At 72.0% G+C, this 18375-nt stretch carries 20 protein-coding genes; 10 read left to right on the plus strand and 10 right to left on the minus strand.

Annotated elements, in window-relative coordinates; all coding sequences use genetic code 11:
* Positions 1–187 precede the first annotated feature (187 nt).
* Positions 188–1036: a DeoR/GlpR family DNA-binding transcription regulator gene (locus JNO44_RS09755; RefSeq protein WP_205363066.1), complete on the plus strand. Its 849-nt coding sequence runs from the start codon at positions 188–190 to the stop codon at positions 1034–1036.
* 59 nt (positions 1037–1095) lie between these two features.
* Positions 1096–1569, plus strand: coding sequence for an SRPBCC family protein (locus tag JNO44_RS09760; protein ID WP_205363069.1), 474 nt, complete (start codon positions 1096–1098; stop codon positions 1567–1569).
* Positions 1570–1596: 27 nt separating this feature from the next.
* Here the strand turns inward: JNO44_RS09760 and JNO44_RS09765 are convergent, their stop codons facing one another.
* Complete coding sequence (locus tag JNO44_RS09765; RefSeq protein WP_205363071.1) at positions 1597–2754, minus strand: PLP-dependent cysteine synthase family protein; 1158 nt, start codon at positions 2752–2754, stop codon at positions 1597–1599.
* A 245-nt stretch (positions 2755–2999) separates the two neighbouring features.
* On the opposite strand from JNO44_RS09765, the gene JNO44_RS09770 reads away from it, so the two are divergent.
* Both JNO44_RS09770 and JNO44_RS09775 read left to right on the plus strand, forming a co-directional pair.
* Positions 3000–3287 carry a hypothetical protein gene (locus JNO44_RS09770; protein ID WP_039638136.1) on the plus strand — a complete coding sequence of 96 codons (288 nt, stop codon included), beginning with the start codon at positions 3000–3002 and terminating at the stop codon, positions 3285–3287.
* A gap of 210 nt (positions 3288–3497) precedes the next feature.
* Complete coding sequence (locus JNO44_RS09775) at positions 3498–3998, plus strand: ATP-binding protein (RefSeq protein WP_205363072.1); 501 nt, start codon at positions 3498–3500, stop codon at positions 3996–3998.
* Positions 3999–4007: 9 nt separating this feature from the next.
* On the opposite strand, the gene JNO44_RS09780 is transcribed toward JNO44_RS09775, so the two are convergent.
* Positions 4008–4328 (minus strand): SHOCT domain-containing protein, encoded by a 321-nt coding sequence (locus JNO44_RS09780; protein WP_205363073.1) that lies wholly within the window; start codon positions 4326–4328, stop codon positions 4008–4010.
* A 236-nt stretch (positions 4329–4564) separates the two neighbouring features.
* Between JNO44_RS09780 and JNO44_RS09785 the strand changes: the two genes are divergently transcribed.
* From JNO44_RS09785 to JNO44_RS09795, 3 genes are read left to right on the plus strand one after another with little or no spacing between them, the layout of a single operon-like run.
* Positions 4565–5185: a TetR/AcrR family transcriptional regulator gene (locus JNO44_RS09785; RefSeq protein WP_205363074.1), complete on the plus strand. Its 621-nt coding sequence runs from the start codon at positions 4565–4567 to the stop codon at positions 5183–5185.
* Positions 5186–5211: 26 nt separating this feature from the next.
* The gene (locus tag JNO44_RS09790; RefSeq protein ID WP_205363075.1) at positions 5212–5799 is read left to right on the plus strand and encodes a DUF4865 family protein; all 588 of its coding nucleotides are present in this window, start codon (positions 5212–5214) and stop codon (positions 5797–5799) included.
* On the plus strand, positions 5793–6803 hold the full coding sequence (locus JNO44_RS09795; RefSeq protein WP_205363076.1) for a phosphotriesterase family protein: 1011 nt from the start codon (positions 5793–5795) through the stop codon (positions 6801–6803). Before JNO44_RS09790 ends, JNO44_RS09795 begins: the two co-directional genes overlap by 7 nt.
* Positions 6804–7201: 398 nt before the next feature.
* Here the strand turns inward: JNO44_RS09795 and JNO44_RS09800 are convergent, their stop codons facing one another.
* Positions 7202–8428, minus strand: a complete 1227-nt coding sequence (locus JNO44_RS09800; protein ID WP_039638131.1) for an ROK family protein — start codon at positions 8426–8428, stop codon at positions 7202–7204.
* Positions 8429–8445: 17 nt separating this feature from the next.
* Here JNO44_RS09800 and JNO44_RS09805 point away from each other — a divergent pair, with 17 nt between their 5' ends.
* A complete protein-coding gene (locus JNO44_RS09805; protein ID WP_420882628.1) occupies positions 8446–9774 on the plus strand; it encodes an MFS transporter in 1329 nt (442 codons plus the stop codon).
* Between the two features lie 196 nt (positions 9775–9970).
* Positions 9971–10726: a maleylpyruvate isomerase family mycothiol-dependent enzyme gene (locus JNO44_RS09810; RefSeq protein WP_102923624.1), complete on the plus strand. Its 756-nt coding sequence runs from the start codon at positions 9971–9973 to the stop codon at positions 10724–10726.
* Positions 10727–10774: 48 nt separating this feature from the next.
* Here JNO44_RS09810 and JNO44_RS09815 read toward each other — a convergent pair whose 3' ends face one another.
* The 3 genes from JNO44_RS09815 to JNO44_RS09825 form a co-directional block, all read right to left on the minus strand.
* Positions 10775–11440: a response regulator transcription factor gene (locus JNO44_RS09815; RefSeq protein ID WP_205363077.1), complete on the minus strand. Its 666-nt coding sequence runs from the start codon at positions 11438–11440 to the stop codon at positions 10775–10777.
* The gene (locus JNO44_RS09820) at positions 11437–12687 is read right to left on the minus strand and encodes a sensor histidine kinase (protein WP_205363079.1); all 1251 of its coding nucleotides are present in this window, start codon (positions 12685–12687) and stop codon (positions 11437–11439) included. Before JNO44_RS09820 ends, JNO44_RS09815 begins: the two co-directional genes overlap by 4 nt.
* A gap of 183 nt (positions 12688–12870) precedes the next feature.
* On the minus strand, positions 12871–14151 hold the full coding sequence (locus JNO44_RS09825; protein ID WP_205363080.1) for a geranylgeranyl reductase family protein: 1281 nt from the start codon (positions 14149–14151) through the stop codon (positions 12871–12873).
* Positions 14152–14328: 177 nt separating this feature from the next.
* On the opposite strand from JNO44_RS09825, the gene JNO44_RS09830 reads away from it, so the two are divergent.
* Entirely contained in the window at positions 14329–15690 is a 1362-nt protein-coding gene (locus JNO44_RS09830; RefSeq protein ID WP_205363081.1) for a dipeptidase, read from the plus strand.
* Positions 15691–15996: 306 nt separating this feature from the next.
* On the opposite strand, the gene JNO44_RS09835 is transcribed toward JNO44_RS09830, so the two are convergent.
* From JNO44_RS09835 to JNO44_RS09850, 4 genes are all read right to left on the minus strand, one after another.
* Positions 15997–16317: a hypothetical protein gene (locus tag JNO44_RS09835; RefSeq protein ID WP_205363082.1), complete on the minus strand. Its 321-nt coding sequence runs from the start codon at positions 16315–16317 to the stop codon at positions 15997–15999.
* Entirely contained in the window at positions 16305–17363 is a 1059-nt protein-coding gene (gene cas1, locus JNO44_RS09840) for a CRISPR-associated endonuclease Cas1 (RefSeq protein ID WP_205363086.1), read from the minus strand. Before cas1 ends, JNO44_RS09835 begins: the two co-directional genes overlap by 13 nt.
* 646 nt (positions 17364–18009) lie before the next feature.
* Positions 18010–18171, minus strand: coding sequence for a hypothetical protein (locus JNO44_RS09845; RefSeq protein WP_205363088.1), 162 nt, complete (start codon positions 18169–18171; stop codon positions 18010–18012).
* Positions 18164–18370: a hypothetical protein gene (locus JNO44_RS09850; RefSeq protein ID WP_205363090.1), complete on the minus strand. Its 207-nt coding sequence runs from the start codon at positions 18368–18370 to the stop codon at positions 18164–18166. The genes JNO44_RS09845 and JNO44_RS09850 overlap by 8 nt, the downstream gene beginning before the upstream one ends.
* Positions 18371–18375 lie beyond the last annotated feature (5 nt).

Consider the following 18375-nt stretch of genomic DNA (forward strand, 5'->3'; position numbering starts at 1 on the left):
GCGCGCCGGTTGTGGCTCCCGGGACGCCGGTTGCCGTACCCCGCTTGTGGTGTGCCCGGTCGCGGTGTGCCCGGATCGGGGTGGCTGTCGGACCCGCGTGCGAGGATGTGGTCAGCACAGATCGCAGGCGGCGGACAGCCGGCGGAAGGACCCGGGGCGGTGAGCCGGGTGGAAGGGACGGGCCGCGGTGGGCGACAACCAGAATCTCCTCGCGGAGCAGCGGCGGGCCCTGATCCTCGATGAGGTCAGGCGACGCGGCGGCGTGCGGGTCAACGAACTGACCCGCCGGCTGAGCGTCTCGGACATGACGGTCCGTCGCGATCTGGACGCACTCGCCCGCCAGGGCATGATCGAGAAGGTGCACGGCGGCGCCCTTCCGGTGAGCGATCCCAGCGCGCACGAGCCGGGTTTCGAGGTGAAGTCGGGGCTGGAGCTGAGCGCCAAGGCGGCGATCGCCAAGGCGGCGGCCGAGTTGGCGGTACCGGGCAGCGCGATCGCGCTGGCGGGCGGCACGACGGCGTACGCGCTGGCGCAACGACTGCTGGAGGTGCCGGAGCTGACGGTGGTGACGAATTCGGTGCGGGTGGCCGATGTGTTCTACAACGCCCAGCGGGCGGCGGCCAGCGGCGGCGAGGGCCGGCCGGCCGCGGAGGCGGCGACGGTGGTGCTGACGGGCGGGATGCGCACGCCGTCGGACACCCTCGTCGGCCCGGTGGCGGACGCCGCGATCCGGTCGCTCCACTTCGACCTGCTCTTCCTCGGGGTGCACGGCATATCGGTGGAGGCGGGACTGTCCACGCCCAATCTCGCGGAGGCGGAGACCAACCGGCATTTCGTGCGGTCCGCGCGGCGGGTGGTGGTGGTCGCCGACCACACCAAGTGGGGCACGGTCGGCCTGAGTTCGTTCGCCGCGCTGGACGAGGTGGACGTGCTGGTGACGGACGCCGGACTGTCCGCCGAGGCGCGGGCGGAGTTCGCGGACCGGTCGACGGAGCTGGTGGTGGCGGGCGAGCCGACGGGCGACGCAGACAGCTGACGCCCCGTCAACTATGGTGTCCGGCGCAGCAGGACCCGTCCCCGGGAGGTGGGCGTCCCATGACCCGACGGCTCCGCCCCGTCGCGCTCGACTTCGCCGTATCGGCGCCGCTGCGGCTGGCGTTCAGCGCAGAGGCCGCCGCCCCGCCCGAGGCCGTCTACGCCGCACTGGCGGACGACGTACCGGGCTGGGCGGACTGGTTCACCGGCGTCGCCCGGGCCGCACCGACGGATGACGGCCTCGGCCGCGAGGTGCGCCTCACCGGCGGCACCCGGTTCAGCGAGACGATCATGGCCGCCGAGCCCGCCGCGCGCTACGCCTACCGGGTCGACACCACCAACGCCCCTGCCCTGCAGGCCCTGTTGGAGGACTGGCAACTGGCGCCGGCCGGCGCCGGGACGCGGGTGCGGTGGACGTTCGCGGCGGACGGCCCGGCGCCGTTCCGCTGGCTGATGCCGCTGGCCCGGCCGGCCCTCGGGCGTTCCTTCCGCGCCTCGATACGGGCCCTGGACCGGCGGCTCGCCGGCGGCTGACGGCCCGACCCGGCCGGCGCTGGCGCCTCAGTCGCCCCAGGAGCCGGTGTCGAGGAAGTGCTCGATGGTCCGGGTGTAGGGGGCGATGTCGAGCCCCTGCTCGGCCAGCCAGTCGTCCGAGTAGTACTTGTCGAGGTAGCGGTCGCCGGGGTCGCACAGCAGCGTCACCACGGAACCAGTGCGGCCCTCGGCGACCATCTCCGCGACGATCTTCAGGGCGCTCCACAGCCCGGTGCCGGTCGAGCCGCCCGCCTTGCGGCCGATCGCCCGCTCCAGCGCGCGGACGGCGGCGACGCTGGCCGCGTCCGGGACCTTCATCATCCGGTCGATCGCGCCGGGCAGGAAGCTCGGCTCCATGCGCGGCCGGCCGATGCCCTCGATCCGGGACGCGGTGGCGCAGTCGGTCGAGGCGTCGCCGGCGAGCCAGCCGTCGAAGAAGCAGGAGTTCTCCGGGTCGGGGACGCAGATCCGGGTGTCGTACTGCATGTAGTGGACGTAGCGGGCGATGGTCGCGGAGGTGCCGCCGGTGCCGGCGGTGGCGACGATCCAGGTCGGCTCGGGGTAGCGCTCCAGCCGCAGCTGCTGGTAGATCGACTCGGCGATGTTGTTGTTGCCCCGCCAGTCGGTGGCCCGCTCGGCGTAGGTGAACTGGTCCATGTAGTGGCCGCCGGACTCGGCGGCGAGCCGGGCGGAGACCTCGTAGACCGTCCGCGGGTCCTGGACCAGGTGACAGGTGCCGCCGTGGAACTCGATCAACCGGGTCTTCTCCCGGCTGGTGGTGGCCGGCATCACCGCGATGAACGGCACGCCGATCAGCGACGCGAAGTACGCCTCCGAGACGGCCGTGGAGCCGCTGGAGGACTCGATCACCGGCTTCCCGGGACGGATCCAGCCGTTGCACAGCCCGTAGAGGAAGAGCGAGCGGGCCAGCCGGTGCTTGAGGCTGCCGGTGGGGTGCGTCGACTCGTCCTTGAGGTAGAGGTCGATGCCCCACTTCTCGGGCAGCGGGAAGCGCAGCAGATGGGTGTCGGCGGTGCGGTTGGCATCCGCCTGGACCTTGCGGACGGCTTCGTTGAGCCAGTCCCGGTAGCTCTGATCCGAGCGGTCCACATCGACGGTCGGCTGGACCGACGAGGCCGTTTCCTGGTCTCCAGGCCGGCTCTGCGGCTGTTGTGCGGTACTCACCGGCGCGCTCCTCCAGGGGGCCACGGGCCCGCCTGGAAGGTCGGGCCGGTTTCGACTATAACCACCCGGCGCACGCTTCTCACCTGCATAAACATCACTTTGAGAGGCCCCAAGGAGGCCCTGGGGGAAGGGTGTTGTGCGCCTTTGCGCCCCATGCGGCACTGGTGTACAGGGCGCGGTGGCGGCAAACTTCCCTACGGGGGGCGGTGGACGGCACCGGCCCGCGACACCGGGGAGTGGTGAGGATGGCCGAGCCGGAATACAACGCGACCGGCGTACGGATCGAGCGGTCGCTGCGGTCCTTGACCAGAGCGGGGCAGGTCCGCATCAGCGGCGGCCGACTGGCGCTGCTGACCAGCTACGGCAGGGAGATCGACAGCGCCCCGCTCGGCGCGGTGGAGGCCCACAAGCCCCTGTTCGCGGCCCGCGACCGGGCGCTCGCCATCCTCAACGGCAACCGCTACTCCCTCACGCTGGGCGCCCGCGACCGCTTCCTCAGCGCCGTACAGGCGGCCCGTCGGCCACGCGCGTGAACGCCGGCCGGGGCCCGTCCGCTCCGGTACACCGGACAGCCCCCACGGCCGAGGCGGTGCGGTTGCGGCGGTGCACCGCCTGCCCGACCCTGGACACGTATCACTGAGGGTTCACCAGCGATGACGCTGTGGCGCAGCCGGTATCGCTGGTTCCGATCTTCGCCCCTCCCCGGTACGAGGGGCGCCCGGCCTCATCAGGGAGTCGCGGTCGTGATCAGGCAGCCCAGCAGACACTGCACGGTGGAGCTCCAAGCCGTCCCGGCCCGCATCGGCCATGTGCGCGGGATCGTCTCCGCGCAGCTGCGGCACTGGCATCTCGACGCCCTGATCGACCCGGCCTCGCTCGGGGTGACCGAGCTCCTGGCCAACGTCCACCGGCACGCCCGCCCCAGCAAGCAGTGCACCGTCGAACTCTGCGTCCTGCTCGACCAGTTGACGGTCTCGGTGCACGATCTCGATCCCCGACTGCCGCGCCTGCGGACCGCCGACAGCTGGGAGACCTCCGGCCGCGGGCTGGCGCTGATCGCGGCGCTCAGCGAGAGCTGGGGGGTACGCCCGCACGCCCCGGGCAAGGTCGTCTGGTTCACCCTCCCCGCCCTGACCACCGCCCCCGAAGGGGCCCGCGCGCTGCGCACCCACTGGGACACCGCGCCACTGCAGGAAGTGGGCACCGACCCCCGCCCCCGGAACCGGAGCGCGAGGGTCGGCTGACGACGCGGTCTAGGCCGCCGCGCTCCCCTTGCGGCCGGAGCCGAAGTGCTCCTCCAGTACGGACAGCCGCCGCCAGTACTCCTCCTCGTCGATCTCACCGGCGGCGAACCGGCGCCCGAGGACGGCGATCGGCGTCGGGGTGTCACCGCCGCCCGCGGGCCGGGGGCCGGGCCACGGGCCGAGGAAGGCCCGGCCGGGGCCGCCGTGCCGCCACACGGTGCGGCGCAGCAGGGTCACCGCACCGAAGGCGACGGCCGCCCAGACGAGCGGGACGAACAGGATCCAGGGACCCGGGCCGCCGCCGGACCAGTGTTCTGCCAATGCGTTCATGGAAGTCAGCTCCTTGACGGGACGCGCCGGACGACCTCCGCCCGCGGGCCGGCCGGAGTCGTCGGGATACGCCTTCGAGACTCGCTCCCCCGGCCCCGCGCGTCGTCGTACGCCCGGCGACAGTGCGCGTACGACGCACGGGGTACCGCCCCCGCCCCCGGGAGTACCCCGCCCCGGAGCCACTCCCCTCCCACCCCCTCTTGATCTTTGTAACTACTGGTATGTACAGTCACTGTATGAGCAGCACACGGGACAGCGCAGCGGCGGCCGGCACGCCCCCGCCCGGCAGCACTCAGGAACGGCTCGTCATCAGCACCCAGGAACTCCTGTGGGAGCGCGGCTACGTCGGCACCAGCCCCAAGGCGATCCTCCAGCACGCGGGGGTGGGCCAGGGCAGCATGTACCACCACTTCGCGGGCAAGTCCGACCTCGCACTGGCGGCGATCCGACGCACCGCGGACGACATGCGGGCAGCGGCCGAGGAGATCTTCGCCGCTCCCGGCACGGCGTACGACCGCGTCGCGGCCTATCTGCTGCGCGAGCGGCAGGTGCTGCGCGGCTGCCCGATCGGACGGATGACGCAGGACCGCGACGTGGTGCAGGACCCCGAACTCCGGGCGCCGCTGGACGAGATGTTCGGCTGGCTCCGGCACCGGATCGCCGAGGTCCTCACCGAGGGGCAGCGACACGGCGAACTGTCCGACGCCCTCGATCCGGCGACCGTCGCGGCCAGCGTCGCCGCGGTCGTCCAGGGCGGCTACGTCCTGGCCCGTGCGGCCGAGGACCCCGCACCCTTCGACGCGGCCGTGCACGGCCTGCTCGCGCTGCTGGCCGCGCAGACCACGCCGGCCCCCTGACCTGCCCTCTCCTCCTTGGAGCCCCCATGCACGCCATGCAGTACAGCGTCACTCTGCCCGCCGACTACGACATGGAGATCATCCGGCACCGGGTGCGGACCAGGGGCCACCTGCTGGACACCTTCGAGGGCCTCGGCCTGAAGGCCTACGGCATCCGGGAGCGCGGCACCGACGGCTCGCCGGTCAACCAGTACGCGCCGTTCTACCTCTGGGCCGACCAGGCGGCGATGAACCGCTTCCTGACGGGCGACGGGTTCCGCGGCGTGATCCGGGACTTCGGGCGACCGGCGGTCCACAACTGGCAGGGCCTGTACCACCGTCCGGGCCCCGCGGCCGGCCACACCCCCGCCACCTTCACCCGGCGGACCGAACCGCTCCCGGAGAGCGCCGACGTGGCGACCGCCATCGAGGACGCACTCGCCACCCACGAGAAACTGGCGGCCGCAGAGGCGGTGCACACCACTGCGCTGGGCCTCGACCCCCACCACTGGGAACTCGTCCACTTCACCCTCTGGACGGACGCCGCCCCCGAGTCCACGGCCGGCGAGCACTTCCAGGTGCTGCACCTGTCCACGCCGGGCCTCGCACGACTGGGCGGCGGGCGGCAGTGGTGACCCCGCGCCCCGCATCCGCCCCCGGCCACCGCACCGCGCCCGCCGGCCCCACCGTCCGCACCGTCCTGGGCGACCTCGCCCCCGACCGGCTCGGCGTCTGCGACGCGCACGACCACCTCTTCCTGAGCAGCCCCCAGCTGCCGGGCCAGGAGCTGGCCGACGCCGCGGCGGCCGGCGCCGAACTGCACGCCTTCCGGGCGGCCGGCGGGACGGCCGTGATCCAGTGGACGCCCTACGGCATGGGGCGGCACGCCGCCGAACTCCCGCGGCTGGCACGGGAGTCGGGAGTGACGATCGTCGCCGCGACCGGCCTGCACCAGGCGGCGCACTACGGCCCCGGGGTCCTGGAAGGACTCCCGGCGGATCCGGCCGCACTGTTCGTCGCCGAACTGACCGAGGGGATCGGCGCCACGGGCGCCACGGGCGCCACCACCGGCGACGATCCGGAGCCCCCGCCGAGGGCCGGCATGATCAAGGTGGCCGGCGGCTTCCACGGACTGGACCACCACGCCCGGCGCACCATGACGGCCGCCGCCGAGGCCCACCGGGCGACCGGCGCGGCCATCGGCATCCACCTGGAGCTGGGCACCGGGGCGCTGGACGTCCTCGACCTGCTCTGCGGCGAACTGGCGGTCCCACCGGACCGGGTGATCCTCGGCCACCTCAACCGCTCGCCCGACCCCGCCGTGCACCGGATGGCCGCCGAGGCCGGCGCGTACCTCGCCTTCGACGGACCGTCGCGCGCCAACCACGGCACGGACTGGCGGATGCCGGACGCGGTGGCAGCACTCTGCGACGCCGGATTCGCCGACCGCATCCTGCTCGGCGGCGACACCACGACGGCCGCCGCCCGCGCGGTCAACGGCGGCCCCGGCATGCGGTATCTGCTGCGCAGACTCCGACCACGGCTCGAACTCGCCGTGGGGACGGCGGCGGTGACCCGGATGCTCACCACCAATCCGGCCCGGGCGTTTGCGGCCGAGTGGCCGTGCGGGTCCGCCTGACGGCGGTTGTTTCGTTGTCCGCTGCGCGGGGCTGTCGGGTGCGGTGACGGGTCTGCGGGGGTGGTGTGCAGGACTGCTGCGCTTTACGTCCTGCACACCACCCCCGCAGACCCGTCACCTCCCGTGAGTGGGTGGGAAAAACAGGCACGCGGGCGCTAACGCCGGTGGTCCGCTAACAGTCGCCACTCCACAACGAACCCGCAGAGACCCACCGGCATACGCCCTCACCCACCGTCTCCATGACCACCCACGGGAGGTGCCGGGTCTGCGGGGCAGGGGTTGACCGGACGTAAAGCGCAGCAGTCCGGACAACCCCTGCCCCGCAGACCCGGCACCGCACCCGAAAAGCCCCGCGCAGCGGACCCGCCCCGCGCAGCGGACAACGCGACAACCCGCCGTCAGGCGGCCCCGTCGAGGATGACCAGCGGATCGTCCAGGATCGGCTGCCACGCCAGTTCCGCCGCGCCCACGAGGCTGTTGTGGTCCAGGCTGCACGGGAGGATGGGGACGCCGCCGCTGCGGCCCCACAGGCTGCGGTCGGCGACCACTGCTCGGAGGCGTTCGGGGTCGGCTTCGACGAGCGCTCGGTGGAGGCCGCCGAGGATGATGCGGTCGGGGTTGAGGATGTTGACCAGCCCCGCGAGGCCCAGGCCGAGGCGGTCGATGAGCAGGTCGGCGGCGGCGCGTACGCCCGGGTCGGTGTACTCGTTGCGGAGGAGTTCGCCGGCCTGGTGGAGGAGGGAGACCTCCGGTCCGGGCTCCCGGCCGGCGGCGACGAGGAAGGCGAGCGGGTCGGCCTCGACGTCCAGGCAGCCGCGGCTGCCGCAGTGGCAGGGCGTGCCCTCGGGGTGGACGGTGAGGTGACCGACCTCCAGGGCGAGGCCCGAACTCCCGCTGTGCAGGCGGCCGTCGAGCACCAGGGCCCCGCCGACGCCCCGGTGGCCGGAGGCGACGCACAGCAGGTGGCGGGCGCCGCGGCCGGCGCCGTGCCGGTGTTCGGCGAGCGCACCGAGGTTGACGTCGTTGCCGGTGAAGCCGATCTTCTCGGTGACGCCGGGGATGCCGGCGTCGGCCAACGCGCGCAGGAAGAGTTCGCGTACCGGGGCGCCCGAAGGCCAGGCCAGGTGGAGCGGGTTGAGCGCCTCGCCGTCCGGTTCGGCGACCGCGGAGGGCACCGCGAGGCCGGCGCCCAGGCAGCGTCGCCCGGTGTCGCGCAGCAGGGCGGCGCCGGCCTCCACCACCTCGGCAAGGACCTGCGCGGGGTCCGCGGGGATGATGCCGCAGCTGGGCGTGGTGGCGACGATCCGGCCGCCGAGGCCGACCAGGGCGGCGCGGTACCCGTCGGCGTGGATCTGCGCGGCGAGTACGACCGGGCCGTTCTCGTTGACCGACAACCGGTGGGAGGGCCGTCCCTGGGAGCCCGCGGAGGCGTGCGGCCGGGAGTCGACGGTGATCAGGCCGAGCGCTTCGAGCTCGGCGGCCACCGCCCCGGCGGTCGCGCGGGTCACGCCGAGTTCGGTGGTCAGGACGGCACGGGTGGGCGCGCGTCCGGTGTGTACGAGCTCCAGTGCGGGTCCGAGGGCGCTGCGGCCCCGCTCCAACCTGGTTGTCCGAGTCTGGGTCACGCCTCTATTCTGGCTTTGTGCCGACGCTAAACAAAATACGCACGGCCTTGACCCGCAATCGGGCCCACATCCCCTCCAACCCCTCAAAATCCCCTACGTCACCGCATAGCAGGACAGCGCGCGCCGCCCCGGGACCGGTCGACCCCGGATCGACCCGGCTGCGCGCCGCGATCACCGCGTTCTTCGCCATGGACGGCTTCCTCTTCGCCGGCTGGGTCGTCCGGATCCCCGCGATCAAGGCGCAGACCGGCGCCGGCGCGGGCACGCTGGGCCTGGCGCTGCTGGGCGTCTCGGTCGGGGCGGTGGCGTTCATGATGCTCACCGGGCGGCTGTGCCGACGCTTCGGCAGTCATGCCGTGACCGTGGCCTCCGGTGCCGCGCTCGCACTGAGCATCCTGCTGCCCCCGCTCGCCCGGTCGGCCACCGCGCTGGGCCTGGTGCTGCTGGTCTTCGGCGCGGCGTACGGCTCCCTCAACGTCGCCATGAACAGCGCCGCCGTCGAACTGATCGCGACCCTGCGCCGCCCGGTGATGTCCGGCTTCCACGCCGCCTTCAGCCTGGGCGGGATGGTCGGCGCCGGGCTCGGCGGACTGGTCGCGGCGCACCTCTCGCCCTTCGTCCACCTGCTGGTGCTGGCGGTGTGCGGACTGCTGGTGACGGCCGTCGCGGGCGTCGCGCTGCTGCGACGGCGTACGGGAGCGGGGACGCCGGCGGCTCCCCCCGAGGAACGCGTCGAGCGGCACTCCCCGGCGCCCGAGCGGCCGCGGGGATCCAGGATGCCCGGTCGAACCCGCCGGCTCGTGCTCGTCTTCGGTGTGATCGCGCTGTGCACCGCGTACGGCGAGGGTGCACTGGCCGACTGGGGCGCCCTGCACCTCTCCCAGGACCTGGCCGCCTCACCGGGCCTCGCGGCCGCCGGCTATGCGGTGTTCGCGCTGGCGATGACCGCCGGGCGGCTCTCCGGGACCGTGCTCGTCGAGCGCTTCGGCGCGGCGCGGGCCCTGGTCGCGGGCGGCGGCACGGCGGCGGCCGGGATGCTGTTGGGGGCGCTGGCGCCGACCGCGTGGGGCGCCTGCGCCGGATTCGCGGTCGCCGGTCTGGGGCTGGCCAACATCTTCCCGATCGCCATCGCACGGGCCGGGGCGACGGGCGGCCCGGACGGGGTCGCGGTGGCCTCGACGATCGGCTACGGCGGCATGCTGCTGGGGCCGCCCGCCATCGGCTTCCTGGCCGAGGTGTGGGGCCTGCCGGTGGCGCTGACCACGGTCGCACTGCTGGCCGCGGTGGCGGCGCTGGTCGCGCATCTGACGCGCGGGGCGCATCGGACCGAGGTCGCACGGCCCTGAGCCGGTTTGCGTGTGCGGTCGGGTGACGAAACGTCATCATCCTTAGGGCGACGGGGCGTTGTGGCCGATGTTGTGGCCGACGGCGACGGGCTCGCCCTTTCCGGTGACGTGTCGGCGGGCTCCACCGCAGGGTGCGCCGGGGCGGCGGGCGGGCCGGGGCGGTGCGTTGTCATTGGTGGCTGGCACACTCGGGGTCATGGAGATCACTGAGTTCGTCGAAACGCTGCGACTGGACGGCGGGCTGCTCGCGGACGCCGCCGACGAGGCCGGGCCCGACGCCCCCGTACCGGCGTGCCCCGAGTGGCGGATGCGCGATCTGGTACTGCACATAGGGCGGGTCCACCGCTGGGCGGCGGGGTTCGTGACCGAGCCCGGGGATCAGCGGATGCCTTTCCCGGAGGCCCCTGAGCTGTCCGACGACAAGCTGGTGCCGTGGCTGCGCGAGGGGCACCACCACCTCGTCGTGGCGCTGCACACCGCGCCGAAGGACCTGCGGACGTGGGCGTTCCTGCCCGCGCCGTCCCCGCTGGCCTTCTGGGCGCGCCGGCAGGCCCACGAGACGTCGGTGCACCGGGTCGACGCCCAGCAGGCGGCCGGCGTCCCGCTCACGCCGCTGCCGGCGCGGTTCGCCGCCGACGGTGTCGACGAGCTCGTGGCGGGCTTCCACGCCGGTGACCGCAGCCGGCTGCGCCCGGACGCGCCTCGGACGCTGCGGCTGCGCGCCACCGACACCCCCGGCGCGGACTGGACGGTGCACCTCACCCCCGACGCACCGCCGCGCACGGTCCGGACGCCCGACGCGACCGAGGCCGGGGCCACCGCCGACTGCACCATCGAGGGCCCGGCCGAGCGGCTGTATCTGACGCTGTGGAACCGCCTCCCCTGGGACGGGCTGACGGTCTCCGGCGACGCGTCCCTGCGGACGCTGTGGCAGGAGCGGGCGGGCATCTGACCGATGTCCGACGGGCCGGCCGCGGGTGGCCGGGCGATGAGCGCCCGGCTACCCGAGCCAGCCCGGGCGCACCAGCCCCGACTCATAGGCCAGTACCACGAGTTGGGCGCGGTCGCGGGCGCCCAGCTTGACCATGGTGCGGCTGACATGCGTCTTGGCGGTGAGCGGGCTGACCACCAGCCGGCGGGCGATCTCCTCGTTGGAGAGCCCGATGCCCACCAGGGCCATCACCTCCCGCTCGCGTTCGGTGAGCGCGGCGAGTTCGGCGGCCGGCGCCGGCTGCTTGGAACGGGCCGCGAACTCCGCGATCAGCCGGCGGGTCACCCCCGGCGAGAGCAGCGCGTCGCCGGCCACCGCCGCGCGCACCGCCCTCAGCAGCTCCTCCGGTTCGGTGTCCTTGACCAGGAAGCCGGAGGCGCCGGAGCGGATCGCCTCGAAGACGTACTCGTCGAGTTCGAAGGTGGTCAACATGACGACCTTGACGTCCCGCAGTGTCGGGTCCTCGGTGATCCGCCGGGTGGCGGCCAGGCCGTCGACGACCGGCATTCGGATGTCCATCAGGACCACGTCCGGCCGGTGCGCGCGGACGGCGGTCAGCGCCTCCTGGCCGTCCGCCGCCTCGCCGACCACCTCGATGTCGGACTGGGCGTTCAGCAGCGCCTTGAAGCCGGCCCGGACCAACAGCTGGTCGTCGGCGAGCAGTACCCGGATCACGACTCCTCCTCGATGACGGTGCGGGCCGCGGCGGCGAGCGGGATGCGGGCCCGGACCCGGAAGCCGCCGTCCGGCCGCGGCCCCGCCTCCACGGTGCCGCCGAGCGCCGCGGCGCGCTCCCGCATCCCGGCCAGCCCGTTGCCGCCGCCGGTCAGCTCCTTGGTGCCGGCGGTGGCCGGGCCGTCGTCGTCGACCCGGATCTCCAGCGCACCGGGAGCGTAGCGGAGCCGCACCCGGGCGGTGCGCGAGCCCGAGTGCCGGACGATGTTGGTCAGCGCCTCCTGGACGATCCGGAAGGCCGCGAGGTCGGTGCCGGGCGGCAGGGCCGCGGGGGTGCCCTCGGTGGTGACGTCCACGGCGAGGCCCGCTCCCCGGGCCTGTTCGGTGAGTTCGGGCAGCCGGTCCAGGCCCGGGGCCGGGGCGCGCGGGGCGTCTCCCGGGGTGCGCAGGGTGTCGAGGACCTGCCGGACCTCGCCGAGCGCCTCCTTGCTCGCGGCCTTGATGGTGGACAGCGCGGTCCGGGCCTGCTCGGGGTCGGAGTCCAGCAGCGCCAACCCGACGCCCGCCTGGACGTTGATGACCGAGATGCTGTGCGCGAGGACGTCGTGCAGTTCGCGGGCGATCCGCAGCCGCTCCTCGTCGGCCCGACGGCGCTCGGCGGCGGCGCGTTCGGCCCGCATCCTGGCCAGTTGCTCGCGGCGCACCCGGGCGAGTTCGGAGGCCGCCAGCACGGCCGCCACCCAGGCGGTGACGAGCAGTTCCTGGGCCCAGGGCGCCGGTCCGAGGTACGGGGGCAGCCAGCGGTAGAGCCAGTGCGCGACCAGGAGGTGGACCAGCCACACCCCGCCCACCGCGCACCACGCGACCGCCCGGTACCCGGCGACGATCGCCGCGTAGGCGCCGAGGGCCAGGGTGACGAACACCGGCCCGTACGGGTAGCCGGCCGCGAAGTAGGCGGCGCAGCAGGCGGCGGTGCCCAGCGCCGTGGCCCGCGGACAGCGGTGCCGGAAGAGCAGCAGCAGGGCGCCGGCGAGGAGCAGCGCATGGCCGAAGGAGTCGAGCGGGACACGTCCGTGCGGATTGCGGGCGGCGGCGTTGCTGCCGAGGGTGACCAGCAGGGTCACCGCGAGCGTCGAGCGCCACGGCAGCCGGCCGTCCGCCCGTCTTCCGGGTTGCGGGGCCGCAGCCCACAGCTCCCCCGCCGCGCCGAGGCAGCGCCGCGCCCACGGCGGCCGTGCGTTGTCCATGCCGCAACGCTAGACCGCGGCGGGCGCGGCGGCGTCCGCCCGGCGCGGTGGTCGCGCCTACTCCCGGTGGAGTACCCGGCCGGACGTCAGGCCACCGGCCCGGACGCCCGGGACGGCGCCCGCGCGGCACTCACGGCGGCGCCGCGCCCCTACGAGGACGGCGGCGCGGCGCCGCCCAACTCCTCACCGCCGTTCGGCCACCGGCTCCTGGTCGCCGACCTCCGCTGGCGGGGCGGCCGACGCGGTCTCCCGGGACGCCTCCGCCCGGTCGAAGGCGTCCAGCGCGCGCCGGGCCACCGGATGCGCGCGGACCAGGTCGGCGAGCGTGGCCTGACCGCGGGTGATCTTCGCGAACGCCCGCCACGCCGGCCGCAGCCCCGTCACCGCGGCGTGGAACATCCCGGGGCGGCGCGCGAAGGCCGCCAGCATCCGGCGGCCGACGCCCATCTCCACACCCAGCCCGGCCTTGATCGCGAAGGCGTAGTTCAGCGCCTGACGGCGGGCGTCGACCGCGTCGTGCGCCTCGGAGATCCGCACCGCCCACTCGCCCGCCAGCCGCCCGGAGCGGAGCGCGAAGGAGATGCCCTCGCGGGTCCAGGGCTCCAGCAGGCCGGCCGCGTCCCCGCAGACCAGCACCCGACCGCGGGAGAGCGGGGAGTCGTCGGCACGGCAGCGGGTCAGATGGCCGGAGGAGATCGCGGGCTCGAAGCCGGCCAGGCCGAGCCGGCCGATGAAGTCGTCCAGATAGCGCTTGGTGGCCGCGCCCTCGCCACGGGCGGAGATCACACCGACGGTGAGGGTGTCGCCCTTGGGGAAGACCCAGCCGTAACTGCCGGGCAGCGGGCCCCAGTCGATGAGCACCCGGCCCGCCCAGTCCTCGGCGACCGTCTCCGGCACCGGGATCTCGACCTCCAACCCGAGGTCGACCTGGTCCACCTTGACGCCGACGTGCGCGGCTATCCGGCTCGCGCTGCCGTCCGCGCCGATCACGGACCGGGCCAGCACCACCTCGCCGTCGGCGAGCACCACCGCGACGGTCCGCCGGTCGGGGACGTTGGCGCCGTGCTGCTCGACCCGCGAGACGGTGACACCGGTCCGGACCCGGGCGCCGGCGTCCTTGGCGGACTCCACCAGCGCGGCGTCGAACTCGGGGCGGTCGACCAGCCCGAAGAGCGTGTTCTTGGAGCGGCGGGTGCGCGTCAGCTTGCCGTTGAGCGAGAAGGTGACGGCATGCACCCGATCGCGCAACGGCAGTTCGAAACCGGGCGGCAGGGAATCCCGGGACGGGCCGATGATGCCGCCGCCGCAGGTCTTGTAGCGGGGGAGCTCGGCCTTCTCCAGGAGCAGGACCCGGCGCCCCGTACACGCCGCGGCGTGTGCCGCCGAGGCGCCAGCGGGCCCCGCGCCCACCACCACCACGTCCCACACCTGCTGCTCGCCCTCGGCTGCCTGCTCGCTGCTCACCTGTGCTTCCGCTCCCGTCCGATGCCTGGCTGCGCGTACCGCCCGCATCCTACGGGCCGCGTCCGACCGAACCGCCTGTGGGAAGATCGGTGGCACGCACACGTACGTCCGGCCCGCCCGGCTCACCCCGCCGGACGTGCCCCATGTACCCAACGTCGCGCCCACAAGGAGCGTTCCATGTCTGACAGCCCGCTCGCCCAGACCGTCGCCGCACTGCAACCACGGGCCAGGACCGAGCTCGCCGAGCTGGTGGCCTTCAAGTCGGTCGCGGACTTCGCACAGTTCCCCAAAAGCGAGAGCGAGGGCGCGGCCCGCTGGATCGTGGACGCCCTCCAGGCCGAGGGCTTCCAGGACGTGGCACTCCTGGACACCCCCGACGGCACCCAGTCCGTCTACGGCCACCTCCCCGGCCCGGCCGGCGCCCCCACCGTCCTGCTGTACGCGCACTACGACGTCCAGCCGCCGCTGGACGAGGCCGCCTGGGTCTCCCCGCCGTTCGAACTGACCGAGCGCGACGGCCGCTGGTACGGGCGCGGCGCCGCGGACTGCAAGGGCGGCGTGATCATGCACCTGACCGCGCTGCGCGCCCTCAAGGAGCACGGCGGCGTCCCGGTCAACATCAAGGTGATCGTGGAGGGTTCGGAGGAGCAGGGCACCGGCGGCCTGGAGCGGTACGCCGAGGCGCACCCCGAACTGCTGACCGCCGACGCCATCGTCATCGGCGACGCCGGCAACTTCCGGGCCGGGCTGCCGACGGTCACCGCGACGCTGCGCGGCATGACCCTGGTGCAGGTCCGGGTCGACACCCTGGCCGGCAATCTGCACTCCGGCCAGTTCGGCGGCGCGGCCCCCGACGCGCTGGCCGCCCTGATCCGGATCCTGGACTCGCTGCGCGCCGAGGACGGCTCGACGACCGTGCGCGGGCTGACCACGGACGCCACCTGGGAGGGCCTGCAGTACCCCGAGGCGGACTTCCGCTCGGACGCCAAGGTCCTGGACGGCGTCGAACTGATCGGCACCGGCACCGTCGCCGACCGCCTCTGGGCCCGGCCCGCCGTGACGGTCCTCGGCATCGACTGCCCGCCCGTGGTCGGCGCCACCCCGTCGGTACACGCCTCGGCGCGCGCCCTGGTGAGCCTGCGGGTGCCCCCGGGCTCCGACGCCGCCGAGGCCACCAAGCTGCTGACCGCCCACCTGGAGAGCGCCGCCCCGTGGAGCGCACGGGTCACGGCCGAGCAGGTCGGCCAGGGCCAGCCGTTCCGCGCGGACACCAGCAGCCCCGCCTACGCCTCGATGGCGGCGGCGCTGAGCGAGGCGTACGACGGCCAGGAGATGCAGACCTCCGGCATGGGCGGCTCGATCCCGCTGTGCAACACGCTGACCGCCCTCTACCCCGACGCGGAGATCCTGCTGATCGGCCTCAGCGAACCGGAGGCCCAGATCCACGCCGTCAACGAGAGCGTGTGCCCGGAGGAACTGCGGAGGCTGTCGCTGGCCGAGGCCCTTTTCCTGCGGAGCTACGCCGAAGGTCGGGCCTGAGCCCACGGTCGCCTGACGGCGGGTTGTCGGCCACGTCCGCCGTGTCCGCCTGACGGCGGGTTGTCGCGTTGTCCGCTGCGCGGGGCTGTCGGGTGCGGTGACGGGCCTGCGGGGGTGGTGTGCAGGACTGCTGCGCTTTACGTCCTGCACACCACCCCCGCAGACCCGTCACCTCCCGTGAGTGGGGGGAGTAGAGAGAGAACCAGATTCTTGTCCGATGGTTGAGTCTGTCAACCATTCCTGCGCTCCCGGGCATGCGAACGGCCACCCTCCGTGATGTTGGAGGGTGGCCGTTGGGCTTGGGCGTCAGGCTGTGAGTTCAACTCCGGTGAACTGAGCCGTTGCAAGGGTCATGTCTGCGATGAGGGGAGGGACGTTGAATCGTGTGGTGACCCATTCGCTGTAAGCCTCTCGATTCTGTGAGGCGAAGTCTCCGAAGAGAAGGAACAAACGGAGATCGTCACGGTCTAGTGCGTGGTCGGTCATGACGATGTGGCACATGTAGTCGATGAGCCCCTCAACACTGACGTCGGGCATGCCTTGCCTTGTGCACCAGCCCTCGAACTCTTCGCTGTGCTTGTCAGCCCAACCGGTGACCATGGCGATTGAGAAGTCTAGCCCCTGCATTTGGCACTCCGTTTCGCGTTGCGACTGGTTAGGGGTGTCCTTGTCGGGATTCGAGTGTCGGACGATTTACTGAGGATGTGGACGACGTCTTCGGCGGCTTCGGCGATTGGTTCTTTTACTGCGTCGCGTGCCCGGTTGATGATCTCGCGGTCAAGTGGACTGCCGACTGTGCACTGTCCTTCGATTGTCTCGCCGAAGTCGCGGCGGGTGAAGGTCCTTTCCGAAACCACATTTAAAATCATTTGGTCTACGTATGGCCGAGCAACTTCGACCAAATCCAGGGCCATGCTGGGGACCTTATTCGCTTCCTTAGGCCGATGAAGCAGACCCAACTCAGGATCAAGCCCAGTAGCGTGGCAGGCTAGCCGGGCTTCCGCGTACCCAATCGAGTAGGCCAGATTGAGCAGGGCATTAAACGGCGTTACCGCCTTCCGTGCCGTCTTCCCGGTGCCCTGGAGGGGCGAATAGCGTGCCTGGAACGTCTGCCAATGCTCGGGCACGGCATCGCGGAACTTCACTGGGGTGCCTTTCATACTTCCCCAATAGCACCGTGCGGCTTTCGCCTCGATGTCAGCGATTTGAGAGAGGGTCTCCATATCGTGCAGCCGGATCAATTGGTCTTTGACTTTGGCATGGCCGCTTACCTCGTACTGTCCCGTTAGCTTCCGGTCCATGATGTACCGCACGGCGTCAGGGCTACCCAGCGCCTGCGCTCTGTGCAGACGTCCATCACGCCACGGGCTCTCAGTCGTCATGATGACTTCCCCTGAGGGATCCAGCATGACAACGCTGATTCCCACATCCCGACACCACCGCATTGCGTCGATGGTGACGTAACCATCAACGGCGGTGACGACGATTCGCTCCACGCTCCGCTCAATGCGAGATAGTTTGTCGGTGCGGCGGTAGGGTCCGAATCCATCGTGGATGGCCAGCTGTCCGCGTTCTACGGTGAGTTTGGCGCCGAAGCCCTCAACGATGATCGCTGAACCGATGGTGCGGGGGGCGAACAGCTCGGCCAGTTCGGGAATCTCAGCGTCTGTCATGCTCAAATTCTAATGAAGCCTACCCCTACTTTTCCGGGTTTTCCCCAACCTGGGGACGCTTTCCCCGCAAGCGTCGCCACATTCGCCGGAGTCTCCCGACTCGTACGGTCACGGTCTGGAAGGTGGCGTTCCCTTCCCCGTCGATGTGTGCAACCAGCTTCCCGCCCGCGTCGTACACGTGCAGTGAATCGAAAGCGTGTTGAGTCCCCTCACCCCACGGCATCAGATCAACCCCTCAAGTTCAGTGAAAAGCGTCGCCACGGGCGGGTTCACACCCGCGTCCGTGAGCCACACGAGGTAAAGCCGCGTCCCCGGCGGGATGGTCACCTTGTGATACGGCTCGAATTCCCGTGTGGTGGCACTAGGCGCCCCGGAAATCATGACGCTGTCATTGCGGAGTTCGAGAGTGGTATTCGGCGGGATTCCGGTAGGTGGGCTGATTGCTATCCGGTAGAATGACCTTGGCCGGTTATCCGGTGGGAATTGGATTGCCCAGACTTGTTGGCCGGGCGCACCGAATGCAGTCCCGTCAACGAGTGAGCCCTGTTCGGTGATAGGCGACAGATCAGGCACGGAATTACCTCATTATTAGTCTAGAAATGCGGAACGCCCCGACGCGGGGTCGGGGCGTTGATTGCGCACGTTCTTACCGGAGCATCGCGAGTACCTGGGGGAGCATCGCTGCATACTGAGCGGGAATCGGTTGGCGTTCGGTAGTACCGGTGGCCGGATCGATGATTTCGACGCTGAAAGTGTCGTCGGCTTCGCGGTACAGCTCTGCCCGCAGGACGAGGGTCGCCTCACCCATTGGACTCACCCTTAGAGAGCTTTGCCTTGAACGCCTTGTCGTTCTCGGCCTTGAACAGGACCCGGTAGCCTTCGGCGGTTTCGTCACGGCGTGTGGCGACGTGGTAGGCGAAGCGGTTGGAGCGGTTGACGTACTGGAGTAGCTTCGCCAGTTCTTCGGCTTCGTCGTGCTTCTCGAACTTGGCGGAGAGCCACAGCATCCTTG

It is taken from the genome of Streptomyces noursei, assembly GCF_016917755.1.
Classification (GTDB): domain Bacteria; phylum Actinomycetota; class Actinomycetes; order Streptomycetales; family Streptomycetaceae; genus Streptomyces; species Streptomyces yunnanensis.

Bases quoted from the DNA above. Each gene is read 5' to 3' on its own strand.
- JNO44_RS09760 (WP_205363069.1), top strand. From the start codon at position 1,096: ATGACCCGACGGCTCCGCCCCGTCGCGCTCGACTTCGCCGTATCGGCG.
- JNO44_RS09770 (WP_039638136.1), top strand. From the start codon at position 3,000: ATGGCCGAGCCGGAATACAACGCGACCGGCGTACGGATCGAGCGGTCG.
- JNO44_RS09780 (WP_205363073.1), bottom strand. From the start codon at position 4,328: ATGAACGCATTGGCAGAACACTGGTCCGGCGGCGGCCCGGGTCCCTGG.
- JNO44_RS09785 (WP_205363074.1), top strand. From the start codon at position 4,565: ATGAGCAGCACACGGGACAGCGCAGCGGCGGCCGGCACGCCCCCGCCC.
- JNO44_RS09790 (WP_205363075.1), top strand. From the start codon at position 5,212: ATGCACGCCATGCAGTACAGCGTCACTCTGCCCGCCGACTACGACATG.
- JNO44_RS09810 (WP_102923624.1), top strand. From the start codon at position 9,971: ATGGAGATCACTGAGTTCGTCGAAACGCTGCGACTGGACGGCGGGCTG.
- JNO44_RS09820 (WP_205363079.1), bottom strand. From the start codon at position 12,687: ATGGACAACGCACGGCCGCCGTGGGCGCGGCGCTGCCTCGGCGCGGCG.
- JNO44_RS09830 (WP_205363081.1), top strand. From the start codon at position 14,329: ATGTCTGACAGCCCGCTCGCCCAGACCGTCGCCGCACTGCAACCACGG.
- JNO44_RS09835 (WP_205363082.1), bottom strand. From the start codon at position 16,317: ATGCAGGGGCTAGACTTCTCAATCGCCATGGTCACCGGTTGGGCTGAC.
- cas1 (WP_205363086.1), bottom strand. From the start codon at position 17,363: ATGACAGACGCTGAGATTCCCGAACTGGCCGAGCTGTTCGCCCCCCGC.
- JNO44_RS09845 (WP_205363088.1), bottom strand. From the start codon at position 18,171: ATGGGTGAGGCGACCCTCGTCCTGCGGGCAGAGCTGTACCGCGAAGCC.
- JNO44_RS09850 (WP_205363090.1), bottom strand. From the start codon at position 18,370: ATGCTGTGGCTCTCCGCCAAGTTCGAGAAGCACGACGAAGCCGAAGAA.